Below are 16460 nucleotides of genomic sequence, written 5' to 3'. Positions count from 1 at the left end.
GCAGGTTTACTGGTGGCATCAGTGAGTCCCTTATCCATGCTCATAGCCGTAATACTCATGAACATCTTTAACGTAAGCGGCAACCTTATGAGCCTGGGTGCGCTGGACTTTGGCCTTATTGTAGATGGCACCCTGATCATAGTAGAAGGCTGTATGTACCGGCTGCATCACTCTGATAAGGTAAGGCTCACACAAGGGGAAATGGACGGCCTGGTACAGGAAACATCCGGCAGAATGCTGAATGCCGCCGTGTTCGGGGAGCTGATCATCCTCATTGTATACCTGCCGGTATTTGCATTATCCGGCATTGAGGGCAAAATGTTTAAACCCATGGCGCAAACCGTAACCTTTGCATTAATAGGCGCTTTCCTGTTATCATTAACATATGTGCCCATGATGAGCGCCCTGTTCCTGAGTAAAAAAATACCTGCTAAGGAAAGCTGGTCAGACAGGATGATGGATAAGCTCAGCACCCGTTACCAGCGTATATTGGGCAGGGCAATACAATATCCTAAGATGCTGATAGCTGCCGCCGCAGGCTTGCTGGTGCTGGCTTTGATAGTATTGAGCAGCATGGGGGGCGAGTTTATTCCCCAGCTGGAAGAAGGGGATTTTGCAGTAGAAACCCGCGTGCTCACCGGCAGTAACCTTAATACTTCCGTGAACGCAGTTTCCCAGGGCAGTAAAATATTACTGGAAAAATTCCCGGAAGTGCAAAAAGTGGTAAGTAAAACCGGCAGCAGTGAGATCCCTGTAGATCCCATGCCACTGGATGCCAGCGATATGATGGTGATCCTGAAAGATAAAAAGGAATGGACCTCTGCCAAAACATTCAATGAGCTGGCAGACAAAATGAGTAAGGCCCTGCAAGATGTGCCCGGCGTTACTTTTGGCTTCCAGTACCCGGTACAGATGCGTATTAATGAGCTGATGACCGGCGCCCGCCAGGATGTGGTATGTAAGATCTATGGTGAGGATCTGGATACGCTGGCCCGCATGGCCGGCAAATTGGGCGGCATTGTGCAAACTATTAAAGGTACGCAGGCGCTTTACGTAGAGCAGGCCACCGGCATGCAGCAGATCGTGATCCGCTATAACCGGGATGCCATTGCGCAATATGGTCTTAACATCAGCGACATTAATAAAACCGTGAATGCCGCATTTGCAGGGCAAAGCAGCGGATTAGTATATGAAGGGGAAAAACGTTTTGACCTGGTAGTGCGTGTAAGCGGTACCCAACGTACAGGTGTAACGGATGTACAGCAGCTGCTGATACCAACAGCCACCGGCACCCAGGTGCCTTTAAGCCAGGTAGCGGTGGTAAGTATAGAGGAAGGCCCTAACCAGATCCAGCGGGAAGATGCGCAGCGCCGCATTATAGTAGGGTTTAACGTGCGCGGGCGCGATGTGCAGAGCATTGTGGAAGAGTTACAGCAAAAAGTACAACAGCGCATTACCTTACCACCCGGTTATCATGTTGCCTATGGCGGAGCATTTGAAAACCTGCAGGCGGCCAAACAACGTTTATACGTTGCCGTTCCAGTGGCATTGCTGCTCATTTTATTTATGCTGTACCTGGCCTTTCACTCGTTTAAGCAAGGGCTGCTCATTTACTCCGCCATCCCCTTATCTGCGATTGGCGGTATACTGGCGCTGGCCATACGGGGCATGCCTTTCAGCATTTCTGCCGGCGTTGGTTTTATTGCATTATTTGGCGTAGCCGTATTAAATGGTATTGTATTAATAGCAGAGTTCAACCGTTTAAAAGCAACCGGTATTACAGATGTAAAACAGCTGATCTTACAAGGCACTAAAATGCGTTTGCGGCCGGTATTAATGACGGCCTCTGTGGCCTCCCTGGGCTTTTTACCCATGGCATTAAGCAATGGCGCCGGTGCAGAAGTGCAGCGGCCTTTGGCCACCGTGGTAATAGGCGGCTTGCTGGTAGCCACTTTCCTCACGCTGTTTGTGCTGCCGGCTTTGTACCTGTTGTTTGAAAAAAGCCCGCATCTACGCCCGCCCAAAGCGGCGGTAGCAGCAGTACTACTGCCCTTACTACTGTTGTGTTTACCGGCTGCACAGGCGCAAACCCCCATCTCTTTACAGGCAGCCATTGATACCGCTGTGAAGAACAACCGCAGCCTGCGTACCGATAAGCTGCAGGCAGACTATCTGCAAAAACTTAAAGGCAGCGGCTGGGATGTGGCGCAAACCATGCTCACCGGCGATTATGGACAAATTAACAGCGCCTACAACGATACAAAATTCACTATTTCCCAGAGTATGAAGTTCCCCGCCATTTACACCAGGCAAAAAGCCCTGCTGGATGCAGAATGGAAGGGTGGGGTGCTGAACGCCGCTGTAAAGGAAAAAGAGCTGCGGCAACAGGTGACCACGGTATACTACAATATGTTGTACCTGCGGCAAAAGCAGCAGCTGTTGCGGTATATAGACAGTCTGTATGCAGCCTTCCTGGACAAGGCCACTCTGCGCCTGAAGCTGGGAGAAAGTAATATAGTGGAAAAAGCTACGGCTACGGCTCAGCGCGGGCAGGCAGGCCTGCAGCTCAACCAGGTATCGCAGGATTACAGCATCCTGCAATCCAGGCTAAAGCTGCTGCTGAACACCGCTGCAGATGTGGAACCGGAACGGGTCCCCTTAAAAATGGAATTACCTGTTATTACAGATACTACCGGCCTGTTACAGCATCCTTACCTGCAGCTGCTGGCGCAGCAGCAACAGATCAGCGCTATGCAATACGGCGTGGAAAAGGCCCGGCTGCTGCCGGATCTTTTAGTGGCCTATAACAATACCAGCATTAAAGGTACCGGGGCAGATGATAAGTATTATTCAGCCGGCACACGCTTTCAGTCTGTACAGGTAGGCATAGGCATCCCCATTTTTTTTGGCGCGCAAAAAGCCAGGATCAGTGCACAAAAGATCAATCAAACACTGGCGGAGAACAATTACCAGGCCGGGGTGCAAAACCTGCAGTCGCAGTACGACCAGGCGCTGAAGCAGTACCACAAAGCCTTACAGGCCGTGTCTTATTTTGAGGATACCGGCCTGCAGAGTGCAGATACCATCATACAGGGCGCCAATGACCAGTTCCTGAACGGGGAGATCAACTACCTGGAATGGGTGCTGCTTACCAACCAGGCAGCAGGTATCCGCAATGAATATATAGATGCGTTGAATAACCTGAACAGCGCTATTATTAACATCAATGCTTTAATGAACAGATAAGATGAAGAATACACAACGGTATATATGGGCTTTAACATTCCTGCTGGCAGCCTGCGGGCAAAAGAAAGCAACAGAGGATAAAGTGCCGCAGGAAACAGCCGGTAACCTGGTACAGTTAACAGATGCACAGTTTAAGAACGCAGGCATTGTTACTGCCCGGCCGGAAAAACACCACATGGCCGAAGAGCTGCGGGTAAGCGGTAAAATTGATGTGCCGCCGCAGAACATAGTGAGCGTAAGCTTTCCACTAGGCGGATATTTAAAATCCACCAACCTGCTGCCCGGTATGCATGTGAACAAAGGTGATATTATTGGCGTGCTGGAAGATCAGCAGTTTATTCAGCTGCAGCAGGATTACCTGACCTCCAAAGCCCGCCTGGGTTTCCTGGAAAAGGAATACGCCCGCCAGCAGGCGCTGAACCAGAGTAAAGCCAGCAGCGATAAGCTGTTCCAGCAAACAGAAGCAGAGTATAAAAGCCAGCAGATCCTGTTACGGGGGCTGGATGAAAAGTTAAAGCTCATAGGGGTGAACGCCGCCCGCCTGAATGAAAGTTCTATTTCACGGCAGGTAAATATTTACGCGCCTATTAATGGTTTTGTAACCAAAGTGAATGTGAACATAGGCAAATATGTGAACCCGCCGGATGTGCTGTTCGAGATCGTGAACCCGGACGATATACACCTGGGCCTTACCGTATTTGAAAAAGACATCAACAAGCTGGCCATAGGCCAGGAAGTGCTGGCCTATACCAATGGCAACCCGGCTAAAAAGTACCGCTGTAAGATCATCCTGGTAGGCCAGGATGTAGAGCCGGACAGGAGTGTGCAGGTGCACTGCCATTTTGAAGATTATGACCGCACCCTGATACCCGGCACCTTCATGAACGCCACCATAGAAACCACCGCAGATACTGCCTGGGCCCTACCGGAAGAAGCTATTGTACGTTACCAGAATCAGCAATATGTTTTTGTACAAAAGGATCAGCGCATCTTTGAAATGCAGCCCGTGAAAACCGGCGCGCACGCAGAAGGCCTGGTAGCCATCATTTCAGGGGATGAGAACATAGGCCGGCAGGCCTTTGTAACCAAAGGCGCGTACTCCCTGTTAATGCAGCTGAAGAACATCAGTGAAGAAGAGGAGTAACAAAATATCCTCCCATCCGCTAAAGGCAGCGTTCAGCATTAAGCATTCAGCGTTCAGCGTTTTTTTTATTTTTGCGCTATGAAAGCATTTCTTTTCGACATGAACGGCACCATGATCAACGATATGGGCTATCATTTAGACGCCTGGTATAAGATACTCACGGAGGACCTGGGAGCCAGCCTGGAACGGGAAGCCGTAAAAAAACAGATGTATGGTAAGAACGATGAGCTGCTGATCCGCATATTCGGGAAAGAACGGTTTACTGCCGACGAGATGGCGGAGCTTTCCGTAGAAAAGGAAAGGCGTTACCAGCAAACCTATAAGCCGCACCTGGAGCTTATAGCCGGTTTACCGGCCTTCCTGGAAAAGGCTTACCAGCAGGGTATTCCCATGGCCATTGGTTCAGCCGCCATTACTTTTAACGTGGATTTTGTGCTGGATAACCTGAACCTGCGCCACTACTTTAAGGCAATTGTAAGCGCAGAAAGTGTGCAGATCAGCAAGCCGCACCCGGAAACCTTTTTACTGGCCGCCCGCCTCATAGGTGTGCAGCCTGCGGATTGTATTGTGTTTGAAGATGCGCCCAAAGGAGTAGAAGCCGCCGCCAATGCCGGCATGCGCTGTGTAGTGCTAACCACTATGCACACCCGTGAGGAGTTTGAGGGTTATTCCAACATCATTGCCTTTGCAGATGATTATACCACGCTGGATGTGGATGCGCTATAAGCAGCTACGGTTGTGTTCCGCTTACATTTTAACCGTTGCGCATATGATTTTAACCACCTTTTGCTTACCTTTAAAATTAATTGTATAGATGACATTTAATTGTATATCTTGCAAAAGGAAATAGACAGGCAAAAGGCCGGTTTAACCCCCCGGAGGCAAAAAACTACCGGTCTGATGGTTTTTTAGCAGTTGTTTATAGAATATGAGCCGGGTGATATATATTAGCATAAACTAAACACCTGGGTGTATGACACGTTATTCCCGGCAAACTAGAATGCTGGTAGCCATAGACTGTATTATTTTTGGATTTGACGGGCAGGACCTGAAATTGTTGGTAATAAAACGTGGGTTTGAGCCGGAGAAGGGCAAATGGAGCCTGATGGGAGGTTTTGTACAGCCGGATGAAGGCTTTGAGGAAGCCGCCTCACGTACCCTGAAAGTGCTTACCGGCCTGGAAGGAGTGTACATGGAGCAGCTGATGGCCTTTGGCAGCCCCACCCGCGACATGATGGAGCGCACCATTTCTGTAGCTTATTTTGCGCTGATAGACATTAACACCTATAAGCAGCAGCTAAGCGAGGAATACCGCGCAGAATGGATCTCCCTGAAGAAATTGCCGAAGCTGATCTTTGACCATGTAGAAATGGTTTCGCAGGCCCAGGCAAGATTAAGGTACAAGGCAGCCATTCACCCCATCCTGTTTGAGCTATTACCCCAGAAGTTTACGATTCCACAGTTACAGATCCTGTATGAGGCAGTATATGATACCGTGTTCGACAAGCGTAATTTTAGCAGGAAGGTATTGTCTACCGGCTTGCTGGTAAAACAGAAAGACAAGGAAAGAGCCAGTTCCAAAAGAGGTGCGTTCTATTATAAGCTGGACAAAAGAAAGTACAGCGCCAAATTCCACGCGTTCCTCAACTTTGTGGCTGATCCGGGCAATTTGAAATAATGGATGGAGTACCCGTATAACCGGGCGTTATGAAAACGGTATCACCAGTTATTTATGGCTAATTTGCCACGTCATTCGTAATTGCCACCCTAAAAAAGGGTAGGATAGGTATAAGCCTTTATGCCTTTTTGCGTTCTTAATTTTTTTGTTCTTTTTAATAAATGTCACTACGACAATAAAAGCACAGTTTAATCTGGTGTTATGAAAAATGATGTTTTTGTAATAGGGGTGGATTTTGGAACCGATTCTGTACGCGCACTGGTGGTAAATGCCCGGACGGGGCAGGAGGCCGGCAGCGCAGTGCATTATTATCCCCGCTGGAAACAGGGTCTGTACTGCGATGCTGCCCTGCAGCAATACCGGCAGCACCCGCTGGATTACCTGGAAGGCCTGGAGCAGAGCATTAAGGCTGCCTTACAGCAATGCCCCGCCGGTACCGCTCAGCTGGTAAAAGGTATTTCTGTAGATACCACCGGCTCTACCCCCGTAGCCGTAGATGCGCAGGGTACCCCCCTGGCATTATTACCCGGCTTTGAGGAGAACCCCAATGCCATGTTTGTATTATGGAAAGATCATACCGCCAATGAAGAAGCTGCCCTGATAAACGAAGTAGCCCGCGCTAACGGCACGGATTATACGAAATACTGCGGTGGCATTTACAGCAGCGAATGGTTCTGGGCTAAGATCCTGCATGTGATAAGAACAGATGCAGCCGTGCGCGAAAAAGCCGTTTCCTGGGTAGAACATTGCGACTGGATCCCCGCGGTGCTTACCGGCAATAACCAGGTAGCTACCTTACAACGCGGACGCTGCGCCGCCGGCCACAAAGCCATGTGGCATGCAGCCTGGGAAGGTTTACCTCCCGGCAGCTTTCTGCAAAAGCTGGACCCGCTGTTAGGCAAATACGATAAAATGTTTACAGATACCGTAGTGGCTACGGTACCCGCCGGCGCCATCAGCGCAGAGTGGGCCGCACGCCTGGGTATCCCGGCAGATACGGTGATAGGTACCGGCGCCTTTGATGCACACATGGGCGCTGTGGGAGCTGGCATACAGCCCTATGCATTATGCCGCGTAATTGGCACCAGCACCTGCGATATATTAATGGCGCCCCTGGAAGAAGCCGGCCACCTGTTTGTAAAAGGTATTTGCGGGCAGGTAGATGGTTCCGTGGTGCCCGGCATGTTAGGGCTGGAAGCCGGCCAATCCGCCTACGGCGACGTATATGCCTGGCTGCGCCGCTTCATCATGCAGCCCTTATACGCCATCATGAAGGACGAGGAAGAACAGCTGGCCATGGCAGAAAGCAAGCTGCTGGCATATTTGGCAGAACAGGCGCAGCAGCTGCCCTTAACGCCAAATGATCCGCTGGCGCTTGATTGGTTCAACGGCCGCCGTACGCCGGATGCCAACCATACCGTAACCAGCGCCGTAGTAGGCCTGCACCTGGGTATAGATGCAGTGCAAATGTTCCGCGCCCTGGTAGAAGCTACTGCCTTTGGCGCCCGCAGCATTGTAGAACGTTTTGTAAAGGAAGGCGTGCCCATTCACGAAGTGCTTGCCCTGGGCGGTGTATCCAAAAAGTCAGGATATGCCATGCAGGTGCTGGCCGATGTGCTGGACCGTCCCATTAAAATAGTACGCAGTGAGCATGCCTGCGCATTAGGCGCTGCCATGTTTGCCGCTGTTTGCGCCGGCATTTACCCAAATGTAACCGCTGCGCAGGAAGCTATGTCATCCGGTTTTGAACATACCTGGCACCCACAGCCGGAAAAAGTAAAGTATTACGCTAACCGGTATACGAAGTTCATGGAGCTGGGAGCCTTCACCGAAAAATTTTATGCATGAGCAACAATCCGTATAAATCCATTAAGGAACAGGCTTATGAAGCCAATATGGCGCTGCCCCGTTTAGGGCTTGTGCTGTTCACCTTCGGGAATGTGAGCGTGGTGGATCGCGAAAAAGGTGTGTTTGCCATTAAACCCAGCGGTGTGCCCTATGAGCTGTTAAAGCCAAAACAGATCGTGATAGTGGACTTTGATGCCAACGTAGTAGAAGGTAAACACCGTCCCTCATCTGATACTAAAACACATGCCGTGTTGTACAAACACTGGGAAAAAATAGGCGGTATTGTGCATACGCACTCCACCTACGCTACAGCCTGGGCACAGGCGCAGCGTGATATTCCCATCTTTGGTACCACGCATGCCGATCACCTGACTGTAGATGTTCCCTGCGCACCGCCCATGGATGATGACATGATCAAAGGGAACTATGAATACGAAACCGGCTTCCAGATCATGAACTGCTTTAAGGATAAAAATTTATCCTATGAAGAGGTGGAAATGATCCTGGTAGGCAATCATGCTCCCTTTACCTGGGGTAAGAATGCAGATAAAGCCGTGTATAACGCTGCTGTACTGGAAGAGGTGGCCCGCATGGCCCTGTTAACAGAACAGGCCAACCCGCAGGCCCCGCGCTTAAAGGATACGCTGATCCGCAAACACTTTGAACGTAAGCACGGACCAGACGCCTACTACGGACAAGAGGAATAATTCTCCGCTGCATTCGCGTTCAGCATTAAGCATTCAGCGTTAAGCCTAATTCATAATTAAAAAAGCTTCATTCATGATAAACTTAAAGAATTTCGAGGTTTGGTTCATTACCGGCAGCCAGCACCTGTATGGAGAAGAAACATTAAAACAGGTAGCAGAACATGCGCAAACTATTGCCAAGTCACTGGATGGCGCAGCCAGCATTCCTGTTCGTATTGTATTTAAACCCGTGGTAAAAACCCCGGATGAAATATACCGTGTATGTCAGGAAGCCAATACCACGGCTAATTGTATAGGCATCATTGCATGGATGCACACTTTCTCGCCCGCTAAAATGTGGATAGGCGGCCTCAAAGTATTACAACGTCCCTTGCTGCACCTGCATACCCAGTTTAACCGCGATATTCCCTGGGCGCAAATAGATATGGACTTCATGAACCTGAACCAGTCGGCCCATGGCGACAGAGAGTTTGGTTTTATGATGTCGCGCATGCGCATGAACCGCAAGGTGGTAGTAGGCCACTGGCAGGAAAACACTGTACAGGAAGAAATAGGTACCTGGCTGCGCGCCGCTGCCGGCTGGTACGACTGGCAGGGCGCCCGTTTTGCCCGTATTGGCGATAATATGCGCCAGGTAGCTGTTACTGAAGGTGATAAGGTAGAAGCTGAGCTGCAGTTCGGTTACTCCGTAAACGGTTATGGGATAGGGGATGTAGTAGCTAAAGTAAAAGCGGTAAGCGATGCGGAAATAGCCCGCTTGACGGCTGAATACGAACAAAGCTACCAGCTGGCAGCCTCCCTTCGTAAAGGCGGCGATCAGCATGCTTCTTTACAAACTGCAGCAAGAATAGAATTAGGCTTGCGTGCTTTCCTGGAAGAAGGTAATTTTAAAGGATTTACTGATACCTTTGAGGACCTGCATGGTCTTGACCAGCTGCCCGGTATAGCCGTGCAGCGCCTGATGGCAGATGGTTACGGCTTTGGCGGTGAAGGCGTCTGGGAAACATCGGCCCTGGTGCGCGCCATGAAAGTAATGGGCAGCGGCCTGCCGGGTGGTACCTCTTTTATGGAGGACTATACATACCACTTTGACCCGGATAACCGTTTAGTATTAGGCGCGCACATGCTGGAAATATGTGCCTCCATTGCTAACGGCAAACCTTCCTGTGAAGTGCATCCCTTAGGTATTGGTGGAAAGGCTGACCCCGTGAGACTTGTATTTAATGTAGCTGAAGGCCCCGCCATTAATGCCTCCGTAATTGATATGGGTAACCGCTTCCGCCTGCTGGTAAATGAAGTGGAAGCCGTAAAACCGCAGCATGAGCTGCCCAAGCTGCCTGTAGCACGGGTGCTGTGGAAGCCCCTGCCGGATATGAGCACCGCCTGCGCAGCCTGGATCCAGGCCGGCGGCGCACACCATACCTGCTACAGCCAGCACTTAACCGCTGCGCATATGCAGGACTTTGCAGACATGGCCGGTATTGAATATGTGCGTATCGACAAAGAAACAAAACTGTACCAGTTCAGGAATGAGCTGCGTTGGAACGAAGTATTTTATCAGATCAATAAACGATAAACATAAAATTAGTTGCTGATTAACCATCAGCCATTGATGACGTGGAATAACAAAAGGCCGGATTCTTCCGGCCTTTTTTTTATGGGGGTAGATATGGCAATTGTAGCAAAAGCCGGAAGAATCCGGCCTTTGTACATTTAAAAAACACTAAACAAATAGAACCGCTGTTACTGCTTGCCGGTAGTGCGGTCCAGCTCAATCCTGGCAGAGAGGTAATCATATACCGCCTCCAGGTAGTTCAGCTGGGCCGTGGTTAAGGCCAGTTCCGCATCCGTTAATTCCAGTCTTGTTGTTACGCCTTTCTGATAGCGGTATTGCACAATTGTATAGCTCTCACCCGCAGTGGTTTGCACCTGTTGCTGCGTTTGCATTCTTTCAGAAGTTTCCTGTAAGTTGGCTACCACCTGCCGCACTTCTGTTTTCAGCTGCTCATAAGCATCCGTGATCTCAATGCCGGATTGCTCATAGGACAGCTTGGCCTGCCTGATCTTAGCCAGGTTGCTGCTGCCGCTGAATAAGGGTACAGATACCTGTGCACCTGCAAAAGAGGCTGCGGGCCAGGAGGCATTGGTAAAATCAAACTTACGCGCCTGTGTTTGCAGCTGGTACTGGCCTACCAAAGACACTACGGGTAAGCGTCTTGCTTTGGCCAGGGCAATGCCCTGCTCACTGATCTGCCGGTTAATGTTCAGCTGCTGAAGGTCCGGGCGGTTGGCTTTTGCCTCCTCATACACCGCGGTTTCCTGCGGTATCACAATAGCTTCCGGGTGCCGCAGCAGGGAGTCTGTAAGGTTCACTTCCTGCAGGGAGTCAATGCCTATGAGCGTGGTAAGCTGCAGCTTGCCTACTTCAATGGCTTTGTTCAGCCGCAGAATATCGGGCTCCAGGTTTTTAACGGTGGTGTATGCACGCAGCGTGTCTACCCGCAAAGCCCGGCCTTGCGCCAGTAAGGAGCTGGCATCCTGCAGGGCTTTTTTATTACGCTGCAGGCTTTCATACTGCAGCTTTAACCGTTGGTTCAGCACCAGTATGCCCAGGTAAGTGCGTTTTACAGCAGCGCTTACATCTATTTCTTTAGTGGCATAGCTGCTGCGGCTGGCTTTTTCCTGCAGCTGCGCTTCGCGCCGGGAGGGCCTTGCAGCCGGATTGTATACCGGGTAGGAGGCAGAGAGCGCGGCAGAGAACTGATCGCGCCCGCCAAAACGGCTGTAGGGAACTTTATCCTTGTCATTCGTTTCCCCTAAGCCAAAGAACACCGGCAGGTCAAAATAATGTGCGTACTGCGCACCTATACCCGCAGAGGGCAGGGACAGACTGCGCGCCACTTTCCGCTGTTCCTGCGCCACGCTGATATCAATGTTGGCCGCCTTTAGCTGGCGGTTATTCTTAATAGCCATAGACACTGCATCCTGTAACGATAAAGAGATCGTTTGTGCGTGAACGGTAGCACTGTACAGGAATAGCCCGGCCGATAATAAAATACTATATGGAAAAAATGTTCTACTTGTCATAATGTTTCGTTTGTATGTACAGCAACAGGGTGGCCGCCAGCATGCGCTAACCCGGCAGCCCCGTTAACATCCCGTAGCGCTGGTTTAGCGGGCCGGGAGAAATATGAATAAACAGAGGGGATCACATACAAGGTAAGCACACCGGCGAAGATCAATCCACCCACTACCACAATACCCAGCGAGGTACGGCTGCCGGAGGAGTTACCCAGCGACAGTGCAATGGGCAATGCGCCAAAGATCATGGCCAGCGTGGTGATTAAAATGGGGCGGAACCTGGATACCGCGGCATTCAGCACTGCTTCCCTTACTGTTTGCCCGGCCTGTTTGTTATGGTTGGCAAACTCCACGATCAGGGTCCCGTTCTTCGTGATCAAACCTATAAGCATAATGATACCGATCTCACTGAAGATGTTGATAGACTGCCCGGTGAGCCACAGGCTCAGTAATGCGCCGGTTACAGCCATAGGCACCGTTAACAGGATGATGACGGGAGCTATCAACCTTCCAAACTGCGCGGCCACCACCAGGTGAATAAGAATGATGGCAAAGATGAAGGCAAAGAACAGGCTGGAGCTGCTTTCCGCATAATCGCGGCTTTGGCCCGCCAGGTCCGTGGAGAAACCTTTGGGCAATACCTTTGCGGTAATACCATCCAGCTCCTTGATAGCCTGGCCCAGACTAACACCAGGCGGCGGTGTAGCGGAAATGGTTACCGCATATGACTGGTTGTAACGGTAAATAGCGGGAGGGCTGATGCCTTCTTTCAAAGACACCAGGTTATCCAGCGATACCATGTCGTTGTTAGCGGCTTTTACAAACAGGGAGCGCAGGTTCTCCGGTGTGGACCTTTCTTTACGGTCCAGCTGCCCGATCACCTCATACTGCCGGTCGTTATAAATAAAATATCCGTAACGGCGGCCACTCAGCGCCAGCTGCAGCGTACGGCCAATTTCCTGGGTAGAGATGCCTAACTGGGCGGCCCGTTGCCGGTCAATGGAAATACTGATCTCCGGGCGGTTCACTTTAAAGTCAGGATCCTGGAAGCTGAGCTTTTTGCTTTGATATACTTCGCCCATCAGCTTGGGCATAATGTTCACCAGCTGCTGCAGGTCCGGCGCTTTAATAACATACTGCACCGGCTGTGTAGTAGCAAAACCGCCAATAGTAGGGATCTGTATGGGAATACATAATACATTGCGGAAACGCCCTACAGCGCCCATCAGTTTCTGGTACACCTGCGCCTGCGACAGGCCGCTTTTACGGTCTTTCGGATCTTCCAGGAATATCCATTGGAAGCCACCGTTCACGGGCTGCGCCAGGGTACCTATGCTGGCTGCAATACCGGCATAGGTGCGGCTGTTGTTCAGGTCCGGGATAGAATCCGCTATGTAGTTGCTGATCTCTTTCATGGTTGCTTCCATACTTTCATAGGAAGTACCTTCCGGTGCAATCACTGCCAGGCCTATCATAGAGCGGTCTTCCAGCGGCGCCAGTTCAGATGGCAGCTTGGGCGCCAGCACATATGCAATGGCAAATGACAGCAGCAGCAATCCAAAACCAGTCCAGCGATAACGGAAAAAGAAACGCAGCGAACGTTCGTACCCGTTGTTCAAACCAACGAACCATGGTTCTGTTTTGCGGTATAACCAGCCATGCGTGGCGCCGGCTTTCAGCAGGTAAGCGCTCATCATGGGCGATAAGGTTAACGCCACAAATGCCGACACTAACACGGAACCTGCTACCACTATTGCAAACTCCTTGAACAAACGGCCGGTGATACCACCTAAGAATAAGATGGGAAGGAACACGGCTGCCAGCGTAATGGTAGTGGAGATCACCGCAAAATATATTTCATTGGAACCCGTGCGTGCGGCCTCCATGGGGTGCATACCCTGTTCTACCTTACTGTAAATATTCTCCAGCACCCCAATGGCATCATCCTCCCCCAGGCCAATGGCCAGCACCAATCCTAACAGGGTTAATACGTTGATGGAGAAGTTACCCACGTACATAATAAAGAACGCGGAGATGATGGATACCGGGATAGCTACAATGGGAATAATGGTGCTGCGCCAATCGCGCAGGAAAATGAAGATGATCAGCGTCACCAGCCCAAAAGCAATCATTAACGTTTCCTCTACTTCTGATAAGGAGTTACGCACCGGCACGGTAAAATCTTTACCTAAAGAGATCTGGTATTCTTTGGGCGCTGATTTTACAATCTCCTCAAAACGTTTTTTAAACTCATCCACAATAGCCAGGGAGTTGGCGCCACGCTGCGGCTGTACACCGGTACCTACCCCGTACAGCGCTGTTTTGCCTTCCACTTCTATCATCGCCGTGCGTTCATTCTGTGATGACATTACTGCTGTACCTACATCCTGGAACCTTACGATGGCGCCATCCTTCTGGCTAATGATCATATTATTGAAATCCGCTTCCGTCACTAATCTTCCCTGTGTACGTAGCGTTACTTCCGTGTTTTGTCCCTCAATACGGCCGCTGGGCAGGTCCACGTTCTCACGCTGCAGCGCCGTTTGTATATCCGTAGGCGTTAGTCCGTATGCTGCCAGCTTCACTGGGTCCATACGTAAGCGCATGGAACGTTTGCGGCCTGCATAGGAATCCACCAGGCGTACCCCGGGAATGGATTGTAAACGTTCCTTAATGTTAATGTTTACAAAGTCTGTAATGTCCTCCAGGCTTTTGGTAGCGCTTTTTACGGTCAGGAACACCAGGAACTCCGGCGGTCCGGATTTTTCCACTATGGTGGGCTCTATATCCGTAGGCAGCTGCTGCCTTGATTTGGAAACCTTATCCCGCACATCATTGGCGGCTGCTTCCAGGTCGGCGTTCAGGTTAAATTCTACGGTAATAACACTAACCTGTTCGCGTGATACGGACGACATAGCGCGGATACCGTTGGCTTCCGCAATAGCCTCTTCCAGCGGTTTGGTTACCTGCGAGGCAATAATATCCGCGCTGGCGCCGGGGTACACGGTGGTAACTGTTACGATGGGAGAATCTGTTACCGGGTATTCCCGTGTGCCCAGGAAACTATAACCTACTATACCAAAAAGTATAAGCAGTACTGACATCACCCCGGCCAATACGGGCCTGGAGATGCTCATTTGTGAAATAGCACTCATAAAAAAAAGTTGTTAGAAATAAATGAGAGAGGGGTGAAGGATGAAAGACGCAATATGTTTGATGCTACTGTAATATTATTCCGCCTTTCAACACATCACTTTATTTAACCGTAACCAGGTCCACGGCTGCACCGGGTGTAAGGCGCAGCAGGTTGCTGGTGATCACGGTATCACCGGCGGCTAATCCTTTTAAGATCTGTACATCGTAAGCGCCGCGTTGTCCTATCTGTACTTCTGTGAATTGAACGGTTTTATTTTTAGATACGTATACCGCGTATCCCTGTGAAGATGGCATCAGCGCCTGGCTGGGGATCTTCAGTGCATTGTCTGCAGTGTGCAGGGATAATGTTAAACGTGCGCTTTGCCCGGGAACCAGCGTGTGCTGCGCATTGGGCGTAATAGCTCTTATCAGCAGCGTGCGGGTTTGCGCATCCAGGCTGGATTCTTTTGCAATCACGATAGCGTGATGCTGCATCGTATCAGATGCTACGCTAAAAGTCTGCTGCTCATCAATGCTGATCAGGTTTGCATATTTTTCCGGTACCTGGAACTCAACTTTAATACGGCTGTCGTCCACAATGTTTGTAAGCACGGTGTTGGCAGATACCAAAGCGCCCTGGTAAGCGCGGATAATACCTATACGGCCATTAAACGGCGCACGGATGCGTGTTTTGGCAATGGTAACCTGCAGCGCGCGGATCTCTGCCTGCAGCACTTTCAGGTTAGTGATAGCCTGGTCATAATCCTGCTGCACGGCTGCATCATGCTCTATGAGGTCTTTCAGGCGCGATTCATTCAGGATAGCCAGCTTCTCCTGCTGGTGTATCCTTTCCAGGTCGGCCTGCAGGTCTGCATCATCCAGCTGGAACAGCAGGGTGCCTGCGGAAACTACATTACCTTCTTTTACATGTACCTGCACAACTTTGCGTTGCAGCTCGCTTACAATACTTACTTCCTGGTTGGCTACCAGGGAGCCGGTGATCTCCAGCTCATCGCTAAAGTTGCTGGTACGTACAATATGGCCGTCAGCCGGAATGGCTGTAGATGCTGCGGTGGCGGCGGGTGCGGGCTCTTTTTCACTGGCCCTGGTGGCACAGGCCTGCAGCAACACTGAGATCAGGGAAGAGAGCAGGAGCAGGCTGATGCCGGAACGGAATAACAATAACTGATGCTTCATAAAAAAGGGTACTTTGTTATAGACTTATTTAAATGTTTCGATTGGTTAGAACCTGGGAAACCCAAAAAGTTCATCCGGGCTACAAAGATATAGACGTATTGAAATGTTTCGATAGATTGAATGTAAAAAAAGTGTCAGCTTTTTAAGGTCTGTAAAAATTCAACGTACTGGTCTATCATTGCAGCGTTCAAATGGTACTTTACGTAGCGGCCTTCTTTTACAGGAATTACCAGCTCTGCATCGGACAGCTGTTTCAGGTGGTGGGAGATAGAGGGTTGGGTAAGATCTATAAATTCATACATATCGGAACAGTACAAACAGTCCTGGTTTTTTCTTAACTCCTTTAAGATCAATAGACGGTTAGGGTCTGCTAGCGCTTTGGCAATCTTCTCCACTTTCTTGGTATCCATACAATAATCTTTTA

General features: G+C 50.2%; 11 protein-coding genes. 7 read left to right on the top strand and 4 right to left on the bottom strand.

The window, feature by feature from the left end:
- The 7 genes from KVT36_RS28785 to araA all read left to right on the top strand — a co-directional run.
- Positions 1 to 3246: CusA/CzcA family heavy metal efflux RND transporter (locus tag KVT36_RS28785; RefSeq protein ID WP_217606893.1), on the top strand; the 3246-nt coding region annotated here is incomplete at its 5' end.
- A 1-nt stretch (position 3247) separates the two neighbouring features.
- Positions 3248 to 4390 carry an efflux RND transporter periplasmic adaptor subunit gene (locus KVT36_RS28780; RefSeq protein WP_217606892.1) on the top strand — a complete coding sequence of 381 codons (1143 nt, stop codon included), beginning with the start codon at positions 3248 to 3250 and terminating at the stop codon, positions 4388 to 4390.
- Positions 4391 to 4468: 78 nt separating this feature from the next.
- The gene (locus KVT36_RS28775) at positions 4469 to 5116 is read left to right on the top strand and encodes an HAD family phosphatase (protein WP_217606891.1); all 648 of its coding nucleotides are present in this window, start codon (positions 4469 to 4471) and stop codon (positions 5114 to 5116) included.
- Between the two features lie 247 nt (positions 5117 to 5363).
- Positions 5364 to 6068, top strand: coding sequence for an NUDIX domain-containing protein (locus tag KVT36_RS28770; protein WP_217606890.1), 705 nt, complete (start codon positions 5364 to 5366; stop codon positions 6066 to 6068).
- Positions 6069 to 6269: 201 nt separating this feature from the next.
- Positions 6270 to 7916, top strand: coding sequence for a ribulokinase (locus tag KVT36_RS28765; protein ID WP_217606889.1), 1647 nt, complete (start codon positions 6270 to 6272; stop codon positions 7914 to 7916).
- The gene (locus KVT36_RS28760) at positions 7913 to 8623 is read left to right on the top strand and encodes an L-ribulose-5-phosphate 4-epimerase (protein ID WP_217606888.1); all 711 of its coding nucleotides are present in this window, start codon (positions 7913 to 7915) and stop codon (positions 8621 to 8623) included. Before KVT36_RS28765 ends, KVT36_RS28760 begins: the two co-directional genes overlap by 4 nt.
- Positions 8624 to 8696: 73 nt before the next feature.
- Positions 8697 to 10199: an L-arabinose isomerase gene (gene araA, locus KVT36_RS28755; protein ID WP_217606887.1), complete on the top strand. Its 1503-nt coding sequence runs from the start codon at positions 8697 to 8699 to the stop codon at positions 10197 to 10199.
- A gap of 167 nt (positions 10200 to 10366) precedes the next feature.
- Here the strand turns inward: araA and KVT36_RS28750 are convergent, their stop codons facing one another.
- The 4 genes from KVT36_RS28750 to KVT36_RS28735 form a co-directional block, all read right to left on the bottom strand.
- Positions 10367 to 11710, bottom strand: coding sequence for a TolC family protein (locus tag KVT36_RS28750; protein ID WP_217606886.1), 1344 nt, complete (start codon positions 11708 to 11710; stop codon positions 10367 to 10369).
- Positions 11707 to 14859: an efflux RND transporter permease subunit gene (locus tag KVT36_RS28745; RefSeq protein ID WP_217606885.1), complete on the bottom strand. Its 3153-nt coding sequence runs from the start codon at positions 14857 to 14859 to the stop codon at positions 11707 to 11709. The genes KVT36_RS28750 and KVT36_RS28745 overlap by 4 nt, the downstream gene beginning before the upstream one ends.
- A 100-nt stretch (positions 14860 to 14959) precedes the next feature.
- Positions 14960 to 16036, bottom strand: coding sequence for an efflux RND transporter periplasmic adaptor subunit (locus tag KVT36_RS28740; RefSeq protein ID WP_217606884.1), 1077 nt, complete (start codon positions 16034 to 16036; stop codon positions 14960 to 14962).
- Positions 16037 to 16170: 134 nt separating this feature from the next.
- The gene (locus tag KVT36_RS28735; RefSeq protein WP_089919322.1) at positions 16171 to 16446 is read right to left on the bottom strand and encodes a helix-turn-helix transcriptional regulator; all 276 of its coding nucleotides are present in this window, start codon (positions 16444 to 16446) and stop codon (positions 16171 to 16173) included.
- Positions 16447 to 16460: the final 14 nt, after the last annotated feature.

It is taken from the genome of Chitinophaga sp. GbtcB8 (assembly GCF_019091455.1).
Lineage (GTDB): Bacteria > Bacteroidota > Bacteroidia > Chitinophagales > Chitinophagaceae > Chitinophaga.
Note: the sequence above shows the minus strand (reverse complement) of the source record. Positions and strands in the feature narration are given on the sequence as shown.

Coding starts and splice junctions, on each gene's coding strand:
- KVT36_RS28770 (WP_217606890.1), top strand. CDS start 5,364: ATGACACGTTATTCCCGGCAAACTAGAATGCTGGTAGCCATAGACTGT.
- KVT36_RS28745 (WP_217606885.1), bottom strand. CDS start 14,859: ATGAGTGCTATTTCACAAATGAGCATCTCCAGGCCCGTATTGGCCGGG.
- KVT36_RS28760 (WP_217606888.1), top strand. CDS start 7,913: ATGAGCAACAATCCGTATAAATCCATTAAGGAACAGGCTTATGAAGCC.
- KVT36_RS28750 (WP_217606886.1), bottom strand. CDS start 11,710: ATGACAAGTAGAACATTTTTTCCATATAGTATTTTATTATCGGCCGGG.
- KVT36_RS28780 (WP_217606892.1), top strand. CDS start 3,248: ATGAAGAATACACAACGGTATATATGGGCTTTAACATTCCTGCTGGCA.
- KVT36_RS28740 (WP_217606884.1), bottom strand. CDS start 16,036: ATGAAGCATCAGTTATTGTTATTCCGTTCCGGCATCAGCCTGCTCCTG.
- KVT36_RS28735 (WP_089919322.1), bottom strand. CDS start 16,446: ATGGATACCAAGAAAGTGGAGAAGATTGCCAAAGCGCTAGCAGACCCT.
- araA (WP_217606887.1), top strand. CDS start 8,697: ATGATAAACTTAAAGAATTTCGAGGTTTGGTTCATTACCGGCAGCCAG.
- KVT36_RS28775 (WP_217606891.1), top strand. CDS start 4,469: ATGAAAGCATTTCTTTTCGACATGAACGGCACCATGATCAACGATATG.
- KVT36_RS28765 (WP_217606889.1), top strand. CDS start 6,270: ATGAAAAATGATGTTTTTGTAATAGGGGTGGATTTTGGAACCGATTCT.